The sequence below is a fragment of the Mycobacterium sp. NBC_00419 genome (assembly GCF_036023875.1).
Lineage (GTDB): Bacteria > Actinomycetota > Actinomycetes > Mycobacteriales > Mycobacteriaceae > Mycobacterium.
Map to the genome: position 1 here is coordinate 974,711 of NZ_CP107931.1, position 19,618 is coordinate 994,328.

Genomic DNA, 19,618 nt, shown 5'->3' on the forward strand with positions numbered 1-19,618 from the left:
ATCCCTCCTCACGGACACCAGCGCCCTCCTGTTCCGCAATCTTCAACAATCCGACAGCACCACGCTAGTCGGCACAGGCCGCCCAATTGGGCGGATCGCCGTGACGACGGTCCCAATCCGCGCCACGGCCCGGTTTCACTGCCGGAAAAGCGATATTCACCGTATGGACACCGGGAAGGACCAAGCTTCGTGGTGTGTGCCAGCCCAATTCCCGTCGGACCGCAACTGTCGTCGCGTCGGCCCTTGCACTGATCGTCGCGTCGTGCTCGGCGGCGCCGACAGACATCAGCGTCGCCAGCACGACCACACCGATCCACCACCTCGTGGTGATCTTCGGCGAGAACGTCTCGTTCGACCACTACTTCGGCACCTACCCGCATGCCGCGAACACCGATGGGCAGCCGTTCAGCGCCCAGCCGGACACTCCAGCCGTCGACGGGCTGACACCAGAGCTGCTGACCCGGAACCCGAACACCCACCAGCCGGTGCGACTGGGCGGACCGGATCAGATCGTCACCTGCGATCAGGACCATGACTACACCCCCGAACAGCTGGCCTTCAACGGCGGCGCGATGGACAAGTTCGTCGAACACACCGAGATCGCCAACTGCAAGCCGCCGATCTACTCGGCCCCGGGCATGGTGATGGACTACTACGACGGCAACACCGTGACCGCGTTGTGGAACTACGCCCAGCACTTCGCCATGAGTGACAACTCCTACAACTCCACGTTCGGCCCGTCGACTCCCGGCCACATCAATCTGGTGTCAGGCCAAACTCATGGCGTCACAAAGGAATTCGTTCCCGGCGGCAAGCCGTTCCCCGCCGACCAGGTGATCGAGAACGCCCTCATCGGCGACTCCCAGCCGTTCGGCGACGACTGCTCGAGCCGTGACCAGGTCCAGTTGAGCAGCGCGAACAAGAACATCGGTGACCTGCTCAACGCCAAGAACATCACGTGGGGCTACTTCCAGGGCGGCTTCCGGCCGACGGCGACCAAGCCGGACGGCACCGCGGTGTGCGGTGCCCAGCACAACGTCGGGACGGCGCTGGGAGGCACGGGCACATCCGGCCCGAAGCCGTTCGGCACCAAGAGCGACTACATCCCCCACCACGAACCGTTTCAGTACTACCCGTCGACGGCCAACCCGCACCATCTGCCGCCGGGGTCGGCCGACGAGATCGGGCGCAGCGACCAGGCCAACCACCAGTACGACCTCTCGGACTTCTGGACAGCGGCCGACGCCGGCCACCTGCCTTCAGTGAGTTTTCTGAAGGCGCCGGGTTACCAGGATGGCCACGCCCAGTATTCAGATCCGCTCGACGAGCAACAGTTCGTCGTCGAGACGGTCAATCGTCTCGAACGCCTTCCGGACTGGAAGGACACGGCGATCGTCCTGGCCTACGACGACTCCGACGGCTGGTACGACCACAAGCCCTCCCCCGTCGTATCGGCGTCGACCACTAAGGCCGACGCGCTCACCGGGCCCGGATCCTGCAGTTCCGCGAGCGCACCGCCGATCGTCTACCAGGGACGCTGCGGTTACGGCCCACGCCTGCCACTGCTGGTGGTCTCGCCCTTCACGAAGGCGAACTTCGTCGATCACACCGTGACCGACCAGACCTCGATCCTGCGGTTCATCGAGGACAACTGGTCGACGGGCCGGATCGGTGACGATTCGTTGGACGCCAGGGCCGGGTCGTTGACGGCCTTGTTCGACTTCAGTGGGCCGGTTCGGCCACCGCTGCTCCTTGTCCCGCGCAACGGAGCTGTCGGCTAACTGACAGCCGCCCGCCGAGTGCGCTTGCGGGCGTTGAGATGTCGGCCGTAGACGATGCCGAGGAATGCGGCGACGGCCTCGCTGGCGAGCTGGCAGCGCAGGGTGGCGATGGTGTCGAACGCGTGGTGGGCGTTGGGCAGTTCGGCGTAGGCCACCGACCCGGCACCGGCATCGCGCAGGGCGGTGCAGAAGGCTCTGGCTTGCGAGTTGGGGACGACGGCGTCGTTCTCGCCGTGCAGGACGAAGAACGGTGGCGCGTCGCGGTGGGCGCGGTACATCGGGGAGGCGTCGCGAAACAGCTGCGGATCGTCGGCGAGCCGCTGCTGCATGACCACGTGTTCGAGCAGCGGCATCATCAAGCCGTGCATGTTCTCGACATTGGTCAGGTCGTAGACGCCGTAGTACGGCGCGGCGGCCTGGACGCTGGTGTCGGCGTCTTCGAAGCCGGGCTGCAGCCGGGTGTCGCCCGCGCTCAGCGCCGCCAGCGAGCTCAAGTGGCCGCCGGCTGACCCGCCGGTGATGGCGATGAAGTCGGGATCGCCGCCGTAGTCGGCGATGTTGGCCCGCACCCAGGCGATGGCGCGCTTGACGTCGACGATGTGGGCGGGCCAGGCGTTGCGGGGGCTTCGGCTGTAATTGATCGACACGCAGATCCAACCGAGTTGGGCCATCCGGGTCATCAACGGGTAGCCCTGGCCACGCTTGTCGTTGATGGACCATCCCCCGCCGGGAACGTGAATGAGGACCGGGGCCCGGCCACCCTCGGGAAGGTCGGGCCGACGCCACACGTCGAGCACGTGGTTACGCCCGCCTGGGCCGTAGGAGATGTTGAGGGTCTTCTCTGCGTATAGGCGTCGATGCCGCATCGCTTCGAGAACGGCGGCCAAGTTGGGCCGGCGCGCGGAGTACGGCTCGAGCGGGTGGTGCACCGCGTCGGCGTAGCCCTCGCCGAAGGTCTCCCGCAACGCGGTCTCCAGCACGGTGTCGGCGTGCTGGACGGCCAGTGCCGCGGCCACCTTCTCCAGCGGCGAGGGAATCACCGACAGGGCATGCCCGGTCAGCACCTGCGGGGCGAACTCGGCGGCCATCCAGCCCAGCACCCAGCCGGCAGCGGCTGGTGAGCCGCGCAGCAGCAACGAGCCCGTGTGGAAGGCACGCGTGCACTGCGCTGCCACCTGCTCGATCGGATTGCTCATCCGGGGTCGGACTCCCTTGACACTTAGCCAACCTAAGGCGTTTGCCCAGTTCGGGCGTCTTTCAGGCGGGAATTGCCTGTGCCGCCCGTCACACCATAGCGAATTGTCAGCGCACTCAACGACATTTCATCCATGCACAGGGGGCCTCGCCGCGTCGCCGCAGGCCACAAGCCTGCAGATTCGACACGACCGGAAGTAGCTCGACCGTCCAGCAAAGTGAATTGTTCGTAGACGACTGATGTCGGGCGGCTCGATTGGCAGGAAACACGGAGTGGACGGGGCCAGGCTATGTGGATGCTTCTTCACGATTGGAGTCCGGCCGCGGCAGGCCGCGCTGCATCCGCAGGGCCGGGCCCGCGCAGGTTGGTCGCGGTGGCGCCGCCGTCACACCCCAACGATGCCGCCCAGGCGAGGGTGTTTGCCGAGCTCATGCGCGTGGAGATTGCCGAGTTGGATCACCTCATCGACATCGCGCAGACGCGCTGGGCCGACCGGGTCGATGCCGGTTGGGGAAATGCCCGGACCCCGGAGCCCGTACTGCGACTGAGGACCAAGCGGGCCGAGGTCCAGGGATTCCTAGACCGATTGCAGGCCCGGTTCGCCGCTGACTGAGTTCGGCTCATTCGGATTTGAAGGCGCAACAGCCGTGGGTGCCCCTTCGTGGCAAACCGTCCCGACTAGAATCCTTCTCAGCGCTGCCTCCGTAGCTCAGTCGGATAGAGCGAGGGCCTTCTAATCCCTAGGTCGCAGGTTCGATTCCTGCCGGGGGCGCTGGTCAGAGGTGGTATTTAGCCATACTCACGACACTGCCGTTGGGGCGACGCGGCCACGCTCGCCGCCCGCACGTTCAGCGAAAGCGTCCAGCACGGCGAGAACTTCCGGAGAACGCCACACGCGGTTGCCGAGGTCCGTTGGTTTCGCTGCAGGCCGCCCGACTTGCGGCTCCCACCGAACCTCGTCGTAGGTGATGGGGCGAAGTGAACTCACCAGGCACGTTTAACTTCAGTTATTCAGCTAAATGAAGTTAAGGAACCAGATTGACTTCACCTAGCGCTGGTCTGCACGCTTCTCCCCTTCGCGAAATGAGACCCGATGACCTCCCGGCCTCAGGAGCTTGGACGCGATGCGGATTTATGGTCATACTTATGACTATGACGGAAATCAGTTCACTGGCTGAGACGAAAGCCCACCTGTCGGAGTTGGTGGCGCGGGTCGGAGAGCAACACGAACGGGTGACGGTCACGGTCCACGGGCGTCCTGCCGCGGTCCTTATCGCCGTCGATGATCTGGAGTCACTCGAAGAGACCATTGCGGTGTTGTCCGACTCCGCTGCACTGCGCGCACTGAGTGAGGCTGACGCCGAGCTGGCCGGCGGCGAGGCCGAGAGTGCGGACGATCTTGCCGCGGCGATGCAGGCTCGTCGAGCTGGGAAGTGACCGACCAGCGCTACGAGCTGGTCGTCGCCCCGACCGTGCGACGGCAGTTGGCCGAAACCCTGCCGGAAGCGGTGGCGTTCGCGGCCTATGAGTTCATCTCCGGACCGCTGCTGGACAACCCACACCGAGTCGGCAAGCGATTGCGGCCGCCGCTGGAAGACCGCCACAGTGCCCGCCGGGGCACGTACCGCGTGGTCTACCGCATTGACGACGAGCGCCGGCGCATCACGGTTGTGGGTGTCTTTAGTCGCGCCGACGCCTACCGCAAGCAGTGACGATCGGCCGGCCGCGGCCGGAGGAACCGAAATCCATGCAGGACAGCCACAATCGCTACCAGTTACTCGGCGCGTAGTCCTTCAGGAAGCAGCCGTGCAGATCCTCGCCGGCCTCGCCGCGCACGATCGGGTCGTACACCCGCGCGGCGCCGTCGACCAGATCCAGCGGGGCGTGGAAGCCCTCGTCGGCCAACCGCAGCTTGGTGGGATGCGGCCGCTCATCGGTGATCCAGCCGGTGTCCACGGCGGTCATCAGGATGCCATCGCTCTCCAGCATTTCGCCAGAACTGGTGCGGGTCAACATGTTCAGCGCGGCCTTGGCCATGTTGGTGTGTGGATGCCCTGGCCCCTTGTAGCGCCGGCTGAACTGCCCTTCCATCGCCGACACGTTCACCACATACTTGCGCCGCGCCGGCGAGGCCGCCATGGCCGGGCGGAGCCGGCTCACCAGAATGAACGGCGCGGTCTGATTGCACAGCTGTACCTCGAGCAACTCCATCGCATCGACTTCGTGGACCCGCTGCGTCCAGCTGTTCACCGCGCTGGTGTCGGGCAGCAGCCCCCCGGCGTCGATGGCCGTCCCGGCGGCGATCCGCTCCGGTGAGGCACTGCGGGCCTGCAGCGCCAGCTCGGTGACGGCGTGCGCGTCCGGATGCTCGCCGAGGCTGCCGGCCAACGCATGTGGATGCGCGTCGCTGACGTGGTCGAACGTGATGACGTCCACCAGTTCCGGCGGTGCCGTGCGCTCGGCTTCGACCAGGGCGCTGTACGAGCCCGGCGGCCGGCGGACCGTCTGCGCGGCGTTGTTGATCAGGATGTCCAGCGGTCCCCGGCCGGCGACCTCGTCGGCCAGCGCGACCACCTGGGCGGGGTCGCGCAGATCGATGCCAACGACGCTCAGCCGGTGTAGCCAGTCGGCGCTGTCGTCCATCGCTGCGAACCGGCGGACCGCGTCGTTGGGGAATCGTGTGGTGATCGTGGTGTGCGCGCCGTCGCGCAGCAGCCGCAGCGCGATGTACATGCCGATCTTGGCGCGGCCGCCGGTCAGCAAGGCGGTGCGGCCGGTCAGGTCGGTGCGGGCGTCACGCTTGGCCCGGTTCAGCGCCGCGCAGTCCGGGCAGAGCTGGTGGTAGAAGGCGTCGACGACGGTGTAGTGGTTCTTGCAGATATAGCAGGGCCGGGATCGGATCAGGGTGCCGGCACTGGCGCCGGCGACCGTGGACACCAGCGGCAGACCCTGGGTTTCGTCGTCGATCCGCCCGGGCGCCCCGGTGGCGGTGGCGGCGACGACAGTTCGGTCGGCGGCGGCCACGGCGTCCCGTCTGGCGTGCCGGCGGGCCTGCTTGACCGACTTGAAGATGCCCGCGGTGGCGCGGCGGACCCGCACCGCGTCGGGGTGCTCGGGTGGTAGGGACCGGACCTCTTGGAGCACCTGCAGACAGGTGGCGAGCTTGTCCGGGTCGATCTCAGTCACCGTCAAAGGGTACGGGCCCCTTGCCCCTGTTCCGCACCGCAGCGCAAGGTGGTCCCATGCAGAAATCCGATCGGGTCGCCGAGACCGGCGCCTGGCTCCTCGAAAACGGTCACCGCCTGGTGCTGGCCCTGACCGGCGGACGGTTCCCTCGCACGGTGATGGGAATGCTTCCCGTCGAGTTGCACACCGTGGGCCGCAAATCGGGCAAGCCGTACGCGAACTTGTTGACCAGCCCGATCTACGACGACAAGCGCATCGTCGTCGTCGCCTCCAAGGGCGGGCATCAGGACCATCCCGACTGGTACAAGAACGCCATCGCCAACCCGGACGTGAACGTGACGGTGAACAACACGACGACACCGATGCGAGCGCGCACGGCCACCCCCGAGGAGCGGGCCGAGCTGTGGCCAAAGGTAGTGAAGACCTACAAGGGATATGCGGGATATCAGCTCAATACGCCGCGGGAGATTCCGTTGTTGATTCTGGAGCAATAACGACAGATCACGCGATCGAGATTGCCCGCTACACCGCGGGCTGAGCATCCCCGGCATGCGGCGGCGCCACCACCACTGCCGTCCCGCCGCCGACCCGCTTAGCCCGGTACATCGCCTCATCCGCACGGTGCAGGATCGCGTCGACATCGAAGTCGACGGCGGGCTCCCAGGTGATACCCACGCTGGACCCCAGCGCCACCCCCGCAGGGTCCCGGAGCCTCAACTCGCGGACCCGCATGACAAAGCTGTCGAGATCGTCCTCATCCAAAACTGTTGCGACAAGGACGAATTCGTCACCGCCGAGGCGGCCGGCCAGGTCCTGGGGGCGAATCGCCTCGGTCAGCTGGTTGGCGACCGCGCACAACGTGGCGTCTCCCACGCCATGCCCGTGGTCGTCGTTGAGCTGTTTGAACCCGTCCAGGTCGATGACGACGACCGCGACGACCGCACCGCGCGGACACCGGGCCAGCAGCAGTGCCGTGTCGGCGTAGAGCCCGCGCCGGTTCAGCAACCCGGTCAGCGGATCGCGATTGGCCGCCTGCGCGGTGGCGCTCAGCCCGCGGCGGGTGCCTTCGATGACCATGGCCGCGATCGCCGGCATGATGACCACCGTCGTCAGCGCGGGCAGGAAGTACAGCGACAGGTTCGCCAGCGATTCACCGTCATAGCGGACACCGACCCACGTGAACACCACGATCGTCACCGTCGCGAAGGCGCAATGCAGAAACAACGCCCGATACCCCAGCAGCACCGCCGCGAAGACGCCGATCAGGCACATGTAGACAGTGGCCGACAAGCGCGGCTCGGGCGCAGTGAGTGTGGCGGCAGAGGCCGCCAGCGCGACATCGCCCCACACGGCGAACCCGAGCGCCCGCCGGTGACCCGGCCACGGGGTCGCCAGCCACCAGACACCGATCACCAGCGCCGAAACCAGCAGCGCCAAGTGGATGGACCGGGCTGCCACACCGTGCGGCCCCAGCGGCTGGACGGTGTGGAACTGTTCGATGGCGCTGAGCAGTCCCAGACAGATGCAGGCCACACCGGTGAAAATTCTGATCGCACCCAGGAAGCCGGTGGCGCGCAGCACCGCAGTGGCGATGGCGAACTCGCGCTCCCCCATGCGATTGCCCTCGGATCCTGGACGGTGAGAGTGTGGATGTTACCGGTCGCAACCATCCTCGCAGTAGCCGAAGTCATCGATGCACGAGTGCGACCCGCCTACGATGAACCGACCCATCACACCGGAGGCAACGAAGTGAGCGACCACGAAGTCAAGATGATCATCCTGTCGACCGACGACCTGGATGAATCGATCGCCTTCTACAGCGACACCTTGGGGATGGCGGTGAAGTTTCGCGACGGCACCCATTTCGCCGCGCTCGACGGTGGCGCGGTCACGCTGGCGCTGGCCACCGAGATCGACCATCCCATTCCCGGCCAGGTCGTCGTCGGTATCAAGACCGCCGACGTGGACGCCGCGGCCAAGGCCGTCGAGGAAAGTGGCGGCGGCATCGTCAAGGGCCCGTACGACGACGCCCACGAGCGCCGCGCCGTCGTCTACGACAACAAGGGCAACGGCCTGGTGTTCTACAGCCCGCTCAAGCGCTGAGTGGAGCCGCCGCCCACCACGGTCATGACGAAACACCCTCCGCCGCGGTATAGGCTCGCCAGCCTCCGTGCCGGCTGATCTCACGCTGACCCTCGACCAGAGCCGGCTCACCGAGCACGCCGAGAACCGTTGAGCCGTCGGCAAGATTGACCTTGCCGATCGACAACCCGGGTGGCTCGTTCAACAGAATCCCCGCCAACCCGGCGGCGGGCACCGACCACACCTCCACTGCCACAGCCACTCCCGAGCCGTCGGTCACTCGGATCATGGCGGGGTGGTCGTCGTTGATGGTCCAGATTCGGTACACCGGTTCGGTGGCGGTCTCCTGGACGAACGTGGCACCGGCGGCGGCCATGTTGGGCGAGAGCTTGAGCCCGCGCATCAGGGTGCCGTTGACCGCAAGCAGCACTGCCCCCGAGTCGGGGGGCGCCGCCTGTGGCGCCACAGTGTTCGCACCGACGATCCGAGTACCCGATGTGCCGGCCAGGATCGCGGGGATCTCCTCAGCGGCACCGATGATTCCGGTACCACCGGGGGTGGTGGCGACGAAATCGGCGACGGCTTCGACCTTGGGTTCCATCGACCCCTTGCCGAACTGGCCGGAGGCGATGTACTGCCGGGCCTGCTCGACGGTGATGGTGTCGAGCCACCTCTCCTCCGGCGTGCCGAAACCGATCGCCACGCGCGGCACCCCGGTCGGGATCATCAACAGGTCCGCGCCCAAGTCGTGGGCAAGCAGACCCGAGGCAATGTCCTTGTCCACCACCGCTTCCACGCCGGCGATCGTCCCCTCGGGCGAGACGGTCACCGGGATGCCGCCACCACCCACCGCGACCACGATCGCTCCGTCGTCGAGGAGCTTGCGAATCAGTTCCGTCTCCAGGATCGCCGTCGGTCGTGGCGAGGCGACGGTGCGTCGCCAGCCCCGCCCGGCGTCCTCGGCGATCGTCCAGCCCAGCGCCGCGGCCATCTGCGTGGCTTTGGTCTCGTCGAGGAACGAACCGACCGGCTTGGTCGGGTTGCCGAAGGCCGGATCGTCGAGACTGACCACCGAATGGGTGACCACCGCCACCACCGGGTGCGACAGCCCTCTGCGTGCCAGTTCGTTGCGCAGCGCCTTGACGAACATGTAGCCGATCGCGCCCTGGGTATCGGCGACGGCATAGTCGACGGGCACCGGGTCGACCTCGTCGGAGGCCAACTCCGAGCGGCGCAGGATGAATCCGACCTGCGGCCCGTTGCCGTGGGAGACAACGAGTTTCCAGCCCTGTTCGACCATGTCGATCAGGGGTGGGACGGTCCGGCTGACGGTGTCGTACTGCTGCGGGATGGAGTCGTGCTCGGCGTCGGTGACAAGAGCATTTCCACCGAAGGCGACGATTGCGGTTCCCACACTCACTCCAGTTCCGCCGCCAGCGCGGCCAGCGCGTCGTTGAAACATTCCATCGGCGCGGTGGTGATGCCCGCTCCGATCTGACCCACGCCCGCCTGCCGGTGGGCGATACCGGTGTTGATGATCGGCAGGACGCCGGAGTCGACCACCAGCCGGGCATCGATTCCCGCCGGTGTGCCACCGAAGTTCAACGGCGGCAACGTGAATGCGGGGTTGGCGCCCAGCGTGATGGACAGCATGCGGCGGCTGTTGGCCGTCGCATCCGCGGGTGTGCCGCCGACGAACTGAACGATCGCGGGCGAGGCCGCCATCGCGAATCCACCTAGGCCGTTGGTCTCGGTGATCGCCGAGTCACCCAGGTCGGCGGCCGCGTCGTCGACGGTATAGCCCGGAAAATACAGTCCATCAACAGGATTGGCGGGCGCCTGGAACCACTGATCGCCAGTTCCGCTGAGCTTGATGCCGAAGTTCACGCCGTTGCGCGCCATCACGGTGACCATGCTGCTGCCCGGCACCCCCGCGGCGGCGTCGGTCATCGATTTGCAGGCCGCCATCGAGATATTGAGGAAGAAATGGTCGTTGCCGGCCACGAATTCCAAAGCCCGGCGCACCGCATCCGAGGGCAGATCAGAGCCCAGCAGCGACAGCGTCAGGCGTTTGAACAGCAGCGCCGAGGCGGCGGCATTGCGGTTGTGCAACTCGTCACCCATGTGCAGCGCTTGCGCCATCAGGGGTTTGAGGTCCGGGTCGGCCAGCCCCCGCACCGCGACCTGCATGGTGTCGAAGAAGTCGGTGCCCAGCCAGCGCAGCCGGTCGAGCACCTCCGGGGAGTTGGCACCGAAGCGCAGCACCTTGCCGAGGCCTTCGTTGAGGTTGCAGAACGCCACGTTTCCGGCCGCGGTGTTCTCCACCACCCACACCGGCATCGACGGGCTGATGATGCCGGCCATCGGCCCGACCGCACCGTGCTCGTGGCACGGTTCCAGCGCGACTGCCCCGCTCTCGGCCAACTTCTCGGCGGCGTCGAGATCGTCGGCCCAGCCTTCGTAGAGGATGGCCCCGGCGATGGCGCCGCGCTGCGGGCCGCACATGTCGGGCCAGGCGATCGGCGGCCCCGAGTGCAGGATTCGCCGCTCGTCCGGCCCCAGACCGGGAATCGCCGCACTGGCACGGACGAGGTCGATCAGCCGAGGTTGGGCAGCCAGGTAACGGCCGTAGGCCGTGTGGTTGGCGTCCTCGATCCGCGGATCACCCACCAGGGTGGCCAGCGTCCAGCCCAGTGCCGTATCAGCACTCGCCGGAGGTGCCCACGTCAGATTGGTGACCTGCCCACCCGCCGCGGTGACGTTGTTGGCGAAACCCTGCAGGCCGATGTTGACGACCTTGAGGTCTTCGTCGAAGAGCTTCTTCACGTGGCGACTCCTTCGCGCTCGGCGATCAGCGCCGCCGACCAGACCGCTGCCTCGGCATTGCTCGACGCGACGAGGACACCGGCCGCCTTCAGGCCGGCAACGGCTTTCGCGCGGTCCTGGGGATCCAGATCGGTGCCGCACACATAGCCGATGAACGCGACGGTGCGCCCTTCGGCGCGGGCCTTCGCCTTCGACGTGCCGATGATCGACATCAGTCCGGCGGTCGGATCGTCGGCGGATCCGTACCCGAGCACCACGTCGAACAGCACGACCGCTGTCGTCGGGTCGGCGACCTCGTCGCGGATGCGGGCGTCCTTCTGCGACGGGTCGATCATGGGATGCGGTCTGCCCTGGGTGAATTCGTCGTCACCCATGTCGACGATGGTGTTCTCCAGGCTGGTCCGGATGTCGGCCAGGGCGCTGTTGCCCTTGACCGGGGTGTTGGAGTATGCGGAGATGCCGCGGGCACGGTGCACCAGTTGGGCTTCGTAGCAGAAGGTTCCGCCGGAGAAGATGCCGCGTACATAGCGTTGGCTCGGCGCCATCGATCGCGCCAGATCGCCCAGCAAGCGGCGCATCTCGTTGGAGATGGTGATCTCCCCGGTGTGCGGCTCTTCGCCGCGAGCCAGCTCCACCGCCATGTCCGCGGCCTGCGCGAGGTAGGCGGCCCCGTACACCCCGTTGCCGGTGATCGAGGCCGGGTCCGCGCCGAGGAAGATGACGACGACGGGTTTGTCGCTGGCTTCGGCGGCGGCGAGCACCTTGGCCGCGACATCGGGCGATGGCGGTTTGGAGACCAGCACGATCACCGACGTCCCTGGATCCGCATCCAGAGCGGCCAGGCCGTGCAGCATGGAGATACCACCGATGGCGTCGGCCAGGTCATGCCCGCCGGTGCCCAGCGCCTGGGAAATCCCCGAACCGTTCTGGTGCACCCGGACGGTGACCTCCTGGGTGCCTGTCCCCGAGGCGCCGACGACACCGATCGGGCCGCGGCGCACCACATTGGCGAAGCCGAGCGGGATGCCGTTGACGATCGAGGTGCCGCAGTCGGGGCCCATGACCATCAGGTCGACGTCGCGGGCGTACTGCTTGAGCGCCAGCTCGGCTTCCGGGCTGACGTTGTCGCTGAACACCATCACGTCCAGCCCCAGCCGCAAGGCCTTCATCGCCTCGGCGGCGGCGTAGTCGCCGGGCACCGAGATCAACGCCAGGTTCAGCGCCGGGTCCTTGGCCACGGCCATCTGGATGCTGGTGACCGGAGCGGCCGCAGCGGTGTCGTCACCGCCGCCCCCGGGGGCGGCAGACAGCAGTGAGTCGGCCAGGGCGAGCGCTTCTGCGCAGGCGTCCTCGGTGCCCGAGACCGCGACGACGAGGTCGTTGGGCCGAACCTCGAAGGTACCGAGGCCGGCCTGGGCGAGGTTGTCGACATTGGTGGCCGAGGCCATCACCACCGAGGCGGCGTCGATCCCCGGTACCGAGGTCACCTGCGCCGAGACCGTCATCAAGGACACCGAATCCTTGTAGAGGTTGGGGTAGAACCGGGATCCGGTGCTCATCGGTCAGGACACCGCGGCCAGGAAGCGCTCGGAGTCCGAGACCCAGCCGAAGATGCCGCCCTGGGCCTTGATCATCTCCAGGGCCACACGCTGGAACTCCGGGAAGTAGGAGGCCACGCCGTCGGACAGCACCAGACATTCGTAGCCGCGATCGTTGGCCTCGCGGACGGTGGTGTGCACGCACACCTCGGTGGTCACCCCGCAGACGACGAGGGTTTTGATGCCGCGGTCGGACAGGATCTGGCCGAAGTCGGTGGCGTGGAAGGTGCCCTTGCCGGGCTTGTCGATCACCGGCTCGCCGTCGATCGGATACAGCTCGTCGATGATGTCGTGGCCCTGTTCGCCGCGGATCAGGATGCGGCCCATCGGGCCGGGCTCACCGATGAAGGTTTGCCCGCCGCGGTGCAGCTTGGCCGAGGGACAGTCGGACAGGTCGGGACGGTGTCCCTCGCGGGTGTGGACGACGAGCATTCCGATCTCGCGTGCCCGGGTCAACACCCGCTGAATCGGCTCGACGGCGGCGAGCAGCAGTGAGGTGTCGTTGCCGAGCGCCTCACCGAATCCGCCGGGCAAGACGAAATCCCGTTGCATGTCGATGATGACCAGCGCGGTGCTGTCCACATCGAATTCGAGGGGGAAAGGTTCTGCATCGATCGTGGGCATCGAACGTCCCTTCTGACGGGCACGGGGGCGGGGCCGCTCAATTCAATCGCAACAATCAAATCTGCGCCTCTCGTCGACTTTTGCCTGGGCGTGGCACCACGGCCACGGGGTGGTTGGCGGCGACAATGGGCGCATCCTGCCCCCCGCTTCGACCAGAACGCGACGACGCTCGTCGCGCACTGACTTTCGCCCTGATATCGAGGGTCTGCGGGCTGTCGCCGTGGTCGCCGTGGTGGCATTTCACGCCCACCTGGGGCTGGGCGGCGGGTTCGTCGGCGTCGACGTGTTCTTCGTCATCTCCGGATTCCTCATCACCCGCCTGTTGATGTCGGAGGTGTCGGCCACCGGCGGGGTGGGGCTGTCTCGCTTCTACGCGGCGCGGGCCAGACGGCTGCTGCCGGCGGCGGGCACGGTCCTGGTGATCACGGCGGTGGCGGCGGCCACCCTGTTGCCTCCGCTGCAGGCCCGCTCGGCGTTGGCCGACGCGCTGGCCAGCGCGCTGTATGTGGGCAACTACCGGTTCGCGATCCACGGCACCGACTACCTCGCGGACAATCTGCCGTCGCCGTTCCAGCACTACTGGTCGCTGGGCGTCGAAGAGCAGTTCTATCTGGTGTGGCCGGTGCTCATCCTGGCCACCGCGTGGCTGGTTCGCCGGCGCCGGATCGGTTCGCGGTCGCCGTTTTTCGTGGCACTGCTCGCGGTGGCGGGTTTGTCGCTCGCCCTGGCGCTGATCTGGACGACGGCTGCGCCGCCGTGGGCGTTCTTCGCGCTGCCGTCTCGGGCGTGGGAACTGGCCGCGGGCGGCCTGGTCGCGCTGTCCGTGCGGTTCTGGCGGCGCCTTGCGCCGGGGTCAGCCGCGTTGGCGGGGTTCGGCGGGCTGGCGCTGGTGGTCATCGCGTGCGTGCAGTTCGACGAACGCACGCCCTATCCGGGTACCGCGGCGCTGCTGCCGGTGCTCGGCACCGCGCTGGTGATCGCCGCGGGGTGCGCGACCCCCGTGCGCGGCGTGGGCCGGTGGCTTGCCTCGCCGTGGCTACGGGACCTCGGTCGGCTGTCATATTCGTGGTACCTGTGGCACTGGCCGGTGCTGGTGTTCGCGCCGCTGCTGGTGGGCCACGACCTGGGGCTTGTCGGGCGCGTGCTGGCAGTGGCGGCATCGTTGGCGCTGGCGGTGCTGACCTTGCGCTACGTCGAGCGGCCGGTGCGTTACTCGATTCCGCTGCGCCGGTCTGCGGGCCGCAGCCTGGTGCTCGGCAGCGCGGTAACCGCGGTCGCGGTCAGCGCGGCCCTGCTGTTGCCGATGTTCGTGCCGACCTCGGTCGGGCATGGCAGACCCGCACCCGCGGCGATGACCGAAATGCGCGGTGTCACCGCCGCCGACCCGCTGACCGATACGATCGCGCGGATCGCCGCCGCGGTGGCCGCCTCCGCACAGCGCCACGACGTTCCGTCCAATCTCGCTCCCCCGCTCGCTGATGCCGCCACCGACAAACCAGCGGTGTTCGTCAACGGGTGTGTGCGGTCCTGGCGCGAGGCCGGGGTCCCAGAGTGCGCGTCCGGCGACGTGTCAAGCAAGACCACCGTGGCGCTCGTCGGCGACTCGCATGCTGCGATGTGGCAGCCTGGCTTGGAACAAGCTGCACAGCAACGACATTGGCGACTCGAGACGATGGCCAAGATCACCTGCCCGCTGCAGGACGTGGGCATCACCAGCCCGTACCTGGGCCGCGAGTACACCGAATGTCAGACCTGGCGGACGCAGGTTATGGCCCGACTGCGCACCGAGCGTCCGAAGCTCGTCGTCGTGGACATGTCGCGGCGCTACGGCGCCGATTTCGGGTTCACCGCCTACGACCGGGGGTGGCTGGACAGCCTCAAGACGTTGGTCATGCAACTGCGATCAGCGACGGGTGGCCGTGTTCTGGTGCTGGGGCCGGTGCCCGATCCGCATTCGACTGTCCCGGTGTGTCTGTCCGATCATCTGACCGACACCCGTGACTGCACGCCTGACCGGTCAATAGCCATGAACGCCAAGGGCATTGCGGCCGAGGCGACGGCGGTGCGCTCGGCGGGCGGGCGGTATGCCGACCTGTCGTCGTTGTTCTGCACCGACGCCGTCTGTCCGGTGATCATCGGCAACGACCTGGTGTTCCGCGACGACAACCACGTCACGGTGCCGTATGCGCGCACGCTGGGGCCGGTGCTGGCGATGCTCGCCGACGAGGCGATCTCGCCGCGCAGCTGAGCTGGGCCGCAAGTCGACCACAAGTGCATCGCAAGTGCGGTTACGCATGGTTACCGCATGAAACCGATGAAACCCGTCACAGTCGTCCCCCGCCAACCCGGCGAACCCGATCCAGATGTCCGCGGCCTCGCATTGGCTCACCGGGCGATACTCAACGATGTCGGCCGCCTGACCGATGCGGTCGCCGCCATCCGCGACGGGCAGCCCTGCAGCCCCGGGCGGGCCCGGGCGATCGCCCGCTACACCGAGCTGATGTGCGATTCGATCCACCACCATCACACCGTCGAAGACGAGGTGCTGTGGCCGGTGATCGATGCCAGCGCCGGTGACATGATCGACCTGACTGAGCTGACGGAAGACCACGCGGCGCTGGACCCGAGACTGGACGTCATCCGCAGGCGCGCCAACGGTTTTCGCGTCGCGGGAGGCGACGTTCGCACCGCCAAACTGTTGGCCGCGGAGCTGTCTGATCTGCTGACATTGCTGACCGAGCACATCACCGAGGAGGAGCGCGACATCTTCCCGGTGATCCGCAAGCACCTGTCGGTGGCAAGCTGGCAGGCCGTCGAGGAGACCGCACAACGCACCGGGCGGCTGTCGTTCGATGCACCGCGCACACTGGCTTTGATGACCGACGAAGAACGCCGCACCATGCTCACACAGCTCAGCCCACCGATGCGGGCGGTGATGGGTCTGGTGTGGCGGCGTCACCGCAAGTTCGAGCGGACGGTGTTCGCCTCGGACGCCAGCTTGGGGCGCAGCGCGGCGGCGGCGGCGCGGTAGCGCCGAGCATCCTCGGTGTTGCCGAGCAACTCGGCGACGGCGGCCAAGGCTTCATCGACCGGCCCGGTCAGCAGGCTGCCGTTGTCGAGTCCGGCCATCCGCCCGGAGTACGGTCGGAGTTCCTCAGCGCATTTCGCAGCGGCGTCAGCATCTTCGAGGGCTACAGCGGCGTGAGCGCGCAGCGTGGTGATAGCCAGCCAGTAGTAGGAACGCTCCACCGGCTGGCGGGTCGCCCAGATCTGGCGCGCTTCGTCGGGGCGGCCCGCGTCCAACAGCGCCAGGACCGCGGCGTCGGCGATCGAGGTCGAGACGTAGGCGTGCACGGCCACGAGTTCGTCGGCCATCACAGCGAGATCGCCGCGCGCCAGCCCCGCGGTCAACCGGCCGACCACCGAGATCACACCCCCGTTGGCCGCACCCTGTTGTGCCAACTGGGCTGCCGCGGCATCGTAACGTCGCTCGCCCTCGTCGATATCGCCGCCGAGCACGGTGAGCTGGGCCTTGAACACCTCCAGCACAGTGAGCAACTGCGCGAGCTGTCCGGTGCCTGCTCGCGCCACCGCAAGTTCGACATGCTGTTGAGCGGCAGGCAGATCCGAGCGCCCGGCGGCGGTCAGGAATGCCAGCCAGTGGGCGACGGCCTGATAGTCGACCGCGGCGGCGGCGTCGGCGGCGGCCAGGAACTCGTCGGTGAGCTGCTCACGGTTGTGGGCCTCGTCGGGGCCTAGAGCCCCGTACGCCGCGATGTTGAGAGCCGTACACAAGGTGCGGCCATGGGCGGCTGGATCGTGTTCGTACAACCCACGCGCCAGGGTCAGGCCTTCGACACTGGCTGCGATGGCGGCCGGTGGGTCAGCGCCTTCCAACTCTGCGAACACTGCGGCGAGCAGCCGAACCCGTTGCCCCGGGGTCGGCTCACCCGCCAGTGCCCGTCGGAGCGCGCCGAGGATCTCGATGTCGGGGTTGTCACCTACGCGGGTCCGCCACACCAGGGGCGCGTCCCAGGCCGTCAGAAGACGCGCGGTGCGCTGAGGGGATGGCGCCGCCACCGGCAATGCCTGCTTGAGCGCGTCGCGGGCGGCCACGACGTCGCCGATGCGCGCGGAGGCGGACACCACTCCGCAGTAGGCCTCAACGGTGCGCTCGGCTTCGTCCTCGCCGGACTCGGCCCAGTTGGCCAGCTGCAGCATGCGCACCGCGGCCCGCCACTGTCGTGCTGCTTCAACCGGTGCGCCCACCCGATCGGCGTCGCGGGCGGCCGCCATGGCGAAATCTGCGGCCGCGACTGCACTGGCCGGGGTCGCAGCCGCCACCGCGTGATAGGCCAACGCTGCCGGGTCGGCGGTGTCGCGCTGCTGCAGAAGCTGACCGAGCGCGTTGGCGTGCAGGCGCGAGCGCCGCAGCAGCGAAGTGTCCTCATAGAGGGTGTCGCGGACCAGCGAGTGGGCGAACCGGACCCGACCCGGGGCGGGCTCTTCGAGCAGGCCGACCAGGACAGCAGGCTCCAATGCGTCGAGCAGATCATCGGGCTCGCGATGCGCCAACCCGGCCAGCAGATCGACGTCGACCTCACGGCCCAGCACGGCGGCCTGGCGCAGGGCGGTCACGGTGGCACCGGGCAGTCGGCCGAGACGGCGGCGCAGCACGTCGCCCACGCCCGCAGGCACGGCCACCGTGGACGCATCAAGTCCCTCGGCCGTCGTCAGGCGCGCCAGTTCGCGAACGAACAATGGATTGCCCCCTGTTCGGTCACGCAGCGACCGCAGGGCTTCCCCGGTCAGATGAGGCAGACCACAGTCTGCGGCGAGGGCCGCCGTCGCGGCGTCGTCGAGGCCCCCGACGGCAACATGAGCTGCAGTCTGGGCCGCCAATGCAGCTCGGGCGGAGGCCAATTCGCTGCCCGACTCCGACGGTCGATAGGTGGCGACAACCAGCAGTGGACTGTCCCGCAGTTCGTGTGTCACGAGGCGAAGAAGCTCGAGGGTCAAACCGTCGGTGCGGTGCAGGTCGTCGAGCAGAACGGCGACCGGACCGTCGTTGGCTGCCCGTCCCACCAGCGCGGCCACGGCATGGGCGGTCCAGAACGTGCTGTGCCCGTCCGCCTCCGGGGGGCCGTGGTCATGAAGCAGCGGTGCGAGAGCGTGGCGATCACGCGATTCGGTGGGCACGTACGCGTCGCCGAAATGGCGCAGCACCTCGGTCCAGGCCCACCCGGGTGGCGCGCCGTCAACTTCCGGACAGCGCCCCTCTGCGACTGTCCAGCCGGCGGCCCGCAATCGTGCCGCCGCCGCTGCGGCGATCGTCGTCTTTCCCCAACCGGCTTCGCCGCCTAACCAGACCAGCCGGCTACCGAGGCGGCGCGCCTCCTCGGCGGCCCGGTCAATGGCGGCGAGCTCTCGCGAACGGCCGTGTAGCGATTGAGGTTCCGTGGCGATCACCTGTGACGCCTGCTGGGGGGCGGCAGGCGGGATCGTTGGCCGGCCGGAGTCGAGATGAGGGGCTTGGCCGAGGATGGCATCTTCGAGGTCGCGAATGGCACGGCCCGGCTCGAGTCCCAGCTCATCGGCGAGGTGGCTACGGGTGCGGCGCAAGACATCCAGCGCGTCAGCCTGTCGGTTGGCGCGGTACAGGGCTGTAGCCAGGATCACCGCGGCGCCCTCCCTGGTGGGATGCTCGCGGACGTGCCCCTCCAACTCGCCAACGACCAGTGCGTCGTGATCGAGGGACAAATGGGCTTGCGCACGCAACTCGATTGCGGTGAAGCGCAATTCGGTCAACCGTGCCGCCTCGGCGACTGCCCACCGGGCGTCTGACACCTCGGCGTAGGGATCACCGGCCCAGTGCTCGAGCGCTGATGTCAGCGCAGAGACGCGCCGTGGTGCGTCGTCGTCAGCCTGTGCCCTCCGGACCTGTTCGTCGAAGTGCCAGGCGTCGACGGCGGCGGCGGGCAGTCGCAGGCGGTACCCGGGCGCCTCGCTGAGGATCACTGTTGCCGGAGCCCGCCGTTGCCGGTCCGGCTCGAGCACCCTTCGCAGATGTGAGATATATGCCTGCAGCGCCGAGAGCGCTTTCGGTGGGGGCTCACCTTGCCAGAGGTCCTCGATGAGCCGGTCCACCGAGACGACATGCCCTTGGGCCAGCACCAGGCGGGCCAGCAATGATCGCTGCCGAGGGCCGCCGAGTTCGACTGGGACCGAACCAATCCAGGCCCGAACCGGACCCAGCACCGCGATGCGAACCGAGTGTCCGTGCGGTGCCGTCATAGTGAATCGACCCTAACTGCTAGCCTGCCCTT

16 protein-coding genes and 1 tRNA gene are annotated in these 19,618 nt (G+C 67.7%); 9 read left to right on the top strand and 8 right to left on the bottom strand.

All coding sequences use genetic code 11. From position 1 onward, the window contains the following. The first annotated feature begins 194 nt into the window (after positions 1–194). The gene (locus OG976_RS04550) at positions 195–1,781 is read left to right on the top strand and encodes a phospholipase C (RefSeq protein ID WP_328358469.1); all 1,587 of its coding nucleotides are present in this window, start codon (positions 195–197) and stop codon (positions 1,779–1,781) included. Here the strand turns inward: OG976_RS04550 and OG976_RS04555 are convergent. Beyond that, positions 1,778–2,977 carry an alpha/beta hydrolase gene (locus tag OG976_RS04555; protein ID WP_328358471.1) on the bottom strand — a complete coding sequence of 400 codons (1,200 nt, stop codon included), beginning with the start codon at positions 2,975–2,977 and terminating at the stop codon, positions 1,778–1,780. The genes OG976_RS04550 and OG976_RS04555 overlap by 4 nt on opposite strands. A gap of 294 nt (positions 2,978–3,271) precedes the next feature. On the opposite strand from OG976_RS04555, the gene OG976_RS04560 reads away from it, so the two are divergent. The 4 genes from OG976_RS04560 to OG976_RS04575 all read left to right on the top strand — a co-directional run bounded on the left by OG976_RS04560 (position 3,272) and on the right by OG976_RS04575 (position 4,688). Beyond that, entirely contained in the window at positions 3,272–3,589 is a 318-nt protein-coding gene (locus OG976_RS04560; protein WP_328358474.1) for a hypothetical protein, read from the top strand. An 85-nt stretch (positions 3,590–3,674) separates the two neighbouring features. Beyond that, a tRNA-Arg gene (locus OG976_RS04565) sits at positions 3,675–3,748 on the top strand. 380 nt (positions 3,749–4,128) lie between these two features. Further along, a complete protein-coding gene (locus tag OG976_RS04570) occupies positions 4,129–4,413 on the top strand; it encodes a type II toxin-antitoxin system Phd/YefM family antitoxin (RefSeq protein WP_328358477.1) in 285 nt (94 codons plus the stop codon). Further along, positions 4,410–4,688, top strand: a complete 279-nt coding sequence (locus OG976_RS04575) for a type II toxin-antitoxin system RelE family toxin (RefSeq protein ID WP_328358480.1) — start codon at positions 4,410–4,412, stop codon at positions 4,686–4,688. The genes OG976_RS04570 and OG976_RS04575 overlap by 4 nt, the downstream gene beginning before the upstream one ends. Positions 4,689–4,743: 55 nt before the next feature. On the opposite strand, the gene OG976_RS04580 is transcribed toward OG976_RS04575, so the two are convergent. Further along, a complete protein-coding gene (locus OG976_RS04580) occupies positions 4,744–6,162 on the bottom strand; it encodes an SDR family NAD(P)-dependent oxidoreductase (RefSeq protein ID WP_328358483.1) in 1,419 nt (472 codons plus the stop codon). Between the two features lie 56 nt (positions 6,163–6,218). Here OG976_RS04580 and OG976_RS04585 point away from each other — a divergent pair, with 56 nt between their 5' ends. Further along, positions 6,219–6,656, top strand: a complete 438-nt coding sequence (locus OG976_RS04585; RefSeq protein WP_328358486.1) for a nitroreductase/quinone reductase family protein — start codon at positions 6,219–6,221, stop codon at positions 6,654–6,656. Positions 6,657–6,684: 28 nt separating this feature from the next. Here OG976_RS04585 and OG976_RS04590 read toward each other — a convergent pair whose 3' ends face one another. Further along, positions 6,685–7,776, bottom strand: coding sequence for a GGDEF domain-containing protein (locus tag OG976_RS04590; RefSeq protein ID WP_328358489.1), 1,092 nt, complete (start codon positions 7,774–7,776; stop codon positions 6,685–6,687). A gap of 135 nt (positions 7,777–7,911) precedes the next feature. Between OG976_RS04590 and OG976_RS04595 the strand changes: the two genes are divergently transcribed. Further along, complete coding sequence (locus OG976_RS04595; RefSeq protein WP_167099913.1) at positions 7,912–8,265, top strand: VOC family protein; 354 nt, start codon at positions 7,912–7,914, stop codon at positions 8,263–8,265. Between the two features lie 22 nt (positions 8,266–8,287). Here OG976_RS04595 and OG976_RS04600 read toward each other — a convergent pair whose 3' ends face one another. From OG976_RS04600 to OG976_RS04615, 4 genes are read right to left on the bottom strand one after another with little or no spacing between them, the layout of a single operon-like run. Further along, positions 8,288–9,664, bottom strand: coding sequence for a carbamate kinase (locus tag OG976_RS04600; RefSeq protein ID WP_328358494.1), 1,377 nt, complete (start codon positions 9,662–9,664; stop codon positions 8,288–8,290). Then, positions 9,661–11,070, bottom strand: coding sequence for a DUF1116 domain-containing protein (locus tag OG976_RS04605; RefSeq protein ID WP_328358497.1), 1,410 nt, complete (start codon positions 11,068–11,070; stop codon positions 9,661–9,663). Before OG976_RS04605 ends, OG976_RS04600 begins: the two co-directional genes overlap by 4 nt. After that, a complete protein-coding gene (gene fdrA / locus OG976_RS04610) occupies positions 11,067–12,629 on the bottom strand; it encodes an acyl-CoA synthetase FdrA (RefSeq protein ID WP_328358500.1) in 1,563 nt (520 codons plus the stop codon). Before fdrA ends, OG976_RS04605 begins: the two co-directional genes overlap by 4 nt. 3 nt (positions 12,630–12,632) lie before the next feature. Continuing rightward, a complete protein-coding gene (locus OG976_RS04615; protein WP_328358503.1) occupies positions 12,633–13,292 on the bottom strand; it encodes a cysteine hydrolase family protein in 660 nt (219 codons plus the stop codon). Positions 13,293–13,401: 109 nt separating this feature from the next. Between OG976_RS04615 and OG976_RS04620 the strand changes: the two genes are divergently transcribed. Beyond that, entirely contained in the window at positions 13,402–15,540 is a 2,139-nt protein-coding gene (locus OG976_RS04620) for an acyltransferase family protein (protein WP_442930429.1), read from the top strand. A 66-nt stretch (positions 15,541–15,606) separates the two neighbouring features. After that, positions 15,607–16,323, top strand: coding sequence for a hemerythrin domain-containing protein (locus OG976_RS04625; protein WP_328358506.1), 717 nt, complete (start codon positions 15,607–15,609; stop codon positions 16,321–16,323). Here the strand turns inward: OG976_RS04625 and OG976_RS04630 are convergent. Further along, on the bottom strand, positions 16,248–19,586 hold the full coding sequence (locus OG976_RS04630) for a BTAD domain-containing putative transcriptional regulator (protein WP_328358509.1): 3,339 nt from the start codon (positions 19,584–19,586) through the stop codon (positions 16,248–16,250). The genes OG976_RS04625 and OG976_RS04630 overlap by 76 nt on opposite strands. Between the last annotated feature and the right edge of the window lie 32 nt (positions 19,587–19,618).